We start from the raw sequence: 4,364 nt of genomic DNA, 5'->3' as shown, positions 1-4,364 counted from the left end.
GCATGCGCATAGGCATGCTCGGCGCCGCTCGCCTCGCGCTTCTTCCGCCACAGCATGAAGGTCGAATATTTCACCGCATGGCAGCGGCCGACGAGCCCGCCGTCGCGATAGGCGAGCGCCGAGAGCAACACCACCGTGCCGTCGAACAGCGCTGGGTTCGCCCCCATCTCGCGCCGCCAGTTCTCGGCGATCGCCTCGGCGTTGTCGCGTTCGAACGGATGCCGGCCGGGGTCGAGCCTGACATCGACCTTGTCGACCGGCAGGATGACGTTGCGTGGGAGGTCGAAGCTCATCTTGCTCTGAGGTGTGTTGAGATGCAGCTCAGGCCATGTCCAGGGCGATCACCACCGGGCAATGGTCGGAGGCCTTCGGTCGGTCCCAGCCAGCGCGCGGGAAGCGCTCGACCTCCTGGCCGGCCGGAAAGATGGTGCGCCAGGGCTGGCCGTTGCGGACGATGTCGGGAACGGCGGTCGCGTTCTTCGCCGCCAGCCCCTTCGACAACAGGATATAGTCGAGCTGGCAGAGGTGCCGTTCCTCGGGACCGCGCGTGTGGTAAAAGCTCCAGCGGTCCATCTCCGGCCGTCGCTCGACAACGTTTTCGCAGAAGCCGCCGGCGGTCAGCACGTTGATGCAGGACTGGCTCTCGTCGATCACCTGGAAACGGTAGCCGTCGACGCTGTCGCCCTCGATCTTCACCCGCTGCCGGTAGTCGTTCATGTCGCCGCAGATCGCCCAGCGCTTGTCAGCAGCATGATCCTTGCCGAAGCGCTCCTCGATGATGCGGCGCACCGCCTGCGCCTCAGCGATACGCAGCGGCATCGTCGCCTCGCGGCCGTCCAGCCCATTGCGCGGCGAACCCATCGATTTGAAGTGCACGAGATAGAGCGTCAGCGGCACGCCGCCGATCTTCAGGTCGACCTCGAGGCAGTCGCGCCGGAAGATGCGTTCGATTGCCTGATAGCCGAGCGCCGCGAGTTCCGAGGTGAACAGCCCAAATTGCTCGAAGGTGACATGGGCGTGGCTGGTCATGCGCACGAATTCGATCGGCTGGCCGTCAGCCGTCTCGCTCCGCATCATCACGGCAACGTCGATGCCGCGGGTATCATTGCCGGCCGTGGTGTATTTCTGCCGATAGCCCTGCCCGACCATCTTGAACAGATAGCCGTATTCGAAGGCCTTCAGCGCCTCGATGTTGTCGACCTCTTGCATGCAGATGATGTCGGCACGGGTGGCGGCGATCGCCAGCGCGGTGAGCTGGCGCGTGTCGTCGGACTGCGCAATGGCACGCGCCTGCTCCAGCATCTTGTACTCGGCCTCGCTCTGGATATCGAACAGCGCCAGCGCTCGATCCTCGTTTAGCTGGTTGCGATAGCCGGAAAAATCGAACCTGTTCATCAGGTTCTCGACATTGAAGGTGGCAAGGCGCAGCGACATGGCCGTGACCTTTGCCTGCAAGTACCGGTGAAGACAAGAGCCCGCGATGCGGGCCGTGATGGTTGACGGAACCTTTCCGTTCATCCGCCGTTCAGACGACAAGTTCCATAAATAGGCCTCTTCCCGGGGTATTCTGGGCGTGGGGCCTGAAGTCTTCGGAGTGTGCAATGAAACCGCACTTTTTGTCTTCGTTGAGGTCCGGTCTGCTGACCCTGGGTCTTGTGGCTGGCGTGACGGCACCGTCACTGGCTGGTCCGATCCTTGAGCCTGACCTGTCGGTCCCGGCCAATCTGCCGGCGCCCGGCATCACGCCTGTTCGTGACGAGTGGGCCGGCGGCAATGACCGGCAGCTCCAGGAGGATTGGCGTTGGCGCAACCGCGACGGGCGGTGGCGGTCCGGCAATTTCCGCGAGCGGAATTTCTCCCGCAATTGGGACGGTGATCGTAACTGGGATGGCGACGACTGGCGCTGGAGACGCCACCATCATCGCCGGCATTTCAGGGACTCCGATGCCGCCATTTTGGGCCTCGGCCTCGGTCTTGGCTTGGGCAGCCTGTACTACAACAACGGCTACTACAACAACGGCTACTACGCTCAGCCCCGGCGGATCTACCGGACGCAGCGTCTGTCCAGCGCGCACATCCAGTGGTGCTACGACCGCTACCGCTCGTACCGGGCCTGGGACAACACGTTCCAGCCGTATAATGGCCCACGCCAGCAGTGCTGGTCGCCATATAGCTGAGCAGCAACGGATCGAGGAATGCGCAAACGGCGCCGTGTCAAGCGGCGCCGTTTTTGCCTCGGGGGCACCATGAGACGCGCCAAGCACCACCGGCGCTAACGCGCTCTTCATCAGGCGGGTCTATCGGATAGGCGGAGCGGATCGCCCGAAAGCGGAATGCCATGGCCGAGGACGAAAACAGGGACAAGCACCGGCAGCGCGTGCTGAAAGGCGCGTCGATCCTGACCGGCATCGCCAATTCCGAGGTCAAATGCACGCTGCGCAACATGCATGCCGGCGGCGCCGAGCTCAAAGTGCCGATCGAGGCGCGGGTGCCTGACGAGTTCCTGCTCTACGTGCCGACCGACGGCATCGGCTACAAGGCCGTGGTGCGCTGGCGCCGCGACGGCCGTATCGGCGTCGAGTTCACCGGCACCGAACCGAAGCCGCACTGGCACTACGGCTGAAGCTCCGCCTCCCCTGCTAGCCGAAGGGCTGGCACGAAAAAGTCGGCGGATTGCTCCGCCGGCTTGGTATTTCGCGACCAGAAGCTTGATGACAATTCGCCCTGCTGAGTCAGCTGGTGCGGGTTTCGAGAACCGGAGCGGCGCGGACATTGAAGTCCGTGAGCACCGGAAGCGCAGAAACCCGCGGCAGATGGCCGGCAGGGTAGAATTGGCGCAAGCTTCCTAGTTTTAGCCTTGCCGACCAGCTTGTTCTTGGCGATCACCGCGCGCCCGCAGGGCGAAGCCCGAGGACGCGCAATGCAAAGACCGTGGATCGCCTCAGTTCTTCTCCTTGTCGACCAGCTTGTTCTTGGCGATCCACGGCATCATCGCGCGCAGCTTCGCACCCACCTCTTCGATCTGGTGGCTGTCGTTGTTGCGGCGGATGCCCTTGAAGCGCGCCAGGCCGGCACGGTATTCCTGCATCCATTCCGAGGTGAACTTGCCGGTTTGGATGTCCTTCAGCACGCGCTTCATCTCGGCCTTGGTATCGGCGGTGATGATGCGCGGACCCGAGACATACTCGCCCCATTCGGCGGTGTTCGAGATCGAGTAGTTCATGTTGGCGATGCCGCCCTCATAGATCAGGTCGACGATCAGCTTGACCTCGTGCAGGCACTCGAAATAGGCCATTTCCGGCGCGTAGCCGGCTTCCACCAGCGTCTCGAAGCCGGCGCGGATCAGCTCGACCAGGCCTCCGCAGAGCACCACCTGCTCGCCGAACAGGTCGGTCTCGCATTCCTCGCGGAAATTGGTCTCGATGATGCCGGAGCGGCCGCCGCCGACGGCGCAGGCGTAGGAGAGCGCCAGATCGAGCGCATTGCCGGAAGCATCATGGTTGACGGCCACCAGGCACGGCACGCCGCCGCCCTTCTGGTATTCGCCACGCACGGTGTGGCCCGGGCCCTTCGGCGCAATCATGACGACATCCACGGTCGACTTCGGCTCGATCAGGCCGAAATGCACGTTGAGGCCGTGCGCAAAGGCAATCGCCGCGCCATCGCGGATGTTCGGCGCGATCTCGTTCTTGTAGATGTCGGCCTGCAGTTCGTCGGGCGTCGCCATCATCATCAGGTCGGCCCATTTGGCGGCGTCCGCGACGGTCAACACCTTGAGCCCGTCGGCCTCGACCTTCTTGGCGGTCGCCGAGCCGGCCTTAAGACCGATGGCGATGTCCTTGACACCGGACTCCTTGAGGTTGAGCGCATGCGCCCGGCCCTGGCTGCCATAGCCGATGATGGCGACCTTCTTGCCCTTGATGAGGTTGAGATCGGCGTCACGATCGTAATAGACACGCATTTTCGTCTTCCTTCCCGTTTTGAAGATCAGAGCATGATGCCGAAAAGTGTGAAGCGGTTTTCGGACGACATCATGCTCTATCTCTTTGATTTAGAGCCGGATTCAGATTTCAGGTCGACTTGACCTGAAATCATCCGGCTCTGGGGCCTAGCGGCCGGTTGTTTGCTCCATGGAGAGCGAGAAACTGCTGCGTCGCACGGGCGGCATCGCCACCGATCGTCGCCTCAGTCAATTCCAGCCGGTCGCCGAGCAGAAGCCTCATCTGCACATCGCGGGCGACCAGCCCGAAAAAGGTGCGGAATGCCGTTTCGGAATCCGCGAAATCCAGCAATCCGGCCTCGCGTCCCGCTTCCAGCACCGGCTTCAAGCGCCTGGCGAGCGCGAAACGTCCATTCTGCAGCAC

The 4,364-nt window shown here is 62.9% G+C and carries 5 protein-coding genes and 1 pseudogene; 2 read left to right on the top strand and 4 right to left on the bottom strand.

The genetic code is table 11. The features are described 5' to 3' along the window. A pseudogene (locus tag EOA33_RS25665) lies at positions 1 to 293 on the bottom strand (hypothetical protein); the annotation flags it as partial. Positions 294 to 321: 28 nt separating this feature from the next. Then, on the bottom strand, positions 322 to 1,434 hold the full coding sequence (locus EOA33_RS25660) for an endonuclease/exonuclease/phosphatase family protein (RefSeq protein ID WP_126053992.1): 1,113 nt from the start codon (positions 1,432 to 1,434) through the stop codon (positions 322 to 324). Between the two features lie 167 nt (positions 1,435 to 1,601). Here EOA33_RS25660 and EOA33_RS25655 point away from each other — a divergent pair, with 167 nt between their 5' ends. Beyond that, complete coding sequence (locus EOA33_RS25655) at positions 1,602 to 2,177, top strand: BA14K family protein (RefSeq protein WP_126053991.1); 576 nt, start codon at positions 1,602 to 1,604, stop codon at positions 2,175 to 2,177. 161 nt (positions 2,178 to 2,338) lie between these two features. Further along, positions 2,339 to 2,623: a PilZ domain-containing protein gene (locus tag EOA33_RS25650; RefSeq protein WP_126053990.1), complete on the top strand. Its 285-nt coding sequence runs from the start codon at positions 2,339 to 2,341 to the stop codon at positions 2,621 to 2,623. Positions 2,624 to 2,941: 318 nt separating this feature from the next. Here the strand turns inward: EOA33_RS25650 and ilvC are convergent, their stop codons facing one another. Both ilvC and EOA33_RS25640 read right to left on the bottom strand, forming a co-directional pair. Further along, positions 2,942 to 3,961: a ketol-acid reductoisomerase gene (ilvC, locus tag EOA33_RS25645; RefSeq protein ID WP_127406911.1), complete on the bottom strand. Its 1,020-nt coding sequence runs from the start codon at positions 3,959 to 3,961 to the stop codon at positions 2,942 to 2,944. A gap of 130 nt (positions 3,962 to 4,091) precedes the next feature. Next, positions 4,092 to 4,364, bottom strand: a 273-nt coding sequence (locus tag EOA33_RS25640; RefSeq protein WP_190234369.1) for a TetR/AcrR family transcriptional regulator C-terminal domain-containing protein, incomplete at its 5' end; no start/stop codon positions are given.

The organism is Mesorhizobium sp. M4A.F.Ca.ET.050.02.1.1, from assembly GCF_003997725.1.
In the GTDB taxonomy this organism is placed as follows: domain Bacteria; phylum Pseudomonadota; class Alphaproteobacteria; order Rhizobiales; family Rhizobiaceae; genus Mesorhizobium.
The sequence above is the reverse complement of the archived record's forward strand: the minus strand, read 5'-3'. Positions and strand labels throughout refer to the sequence as shown.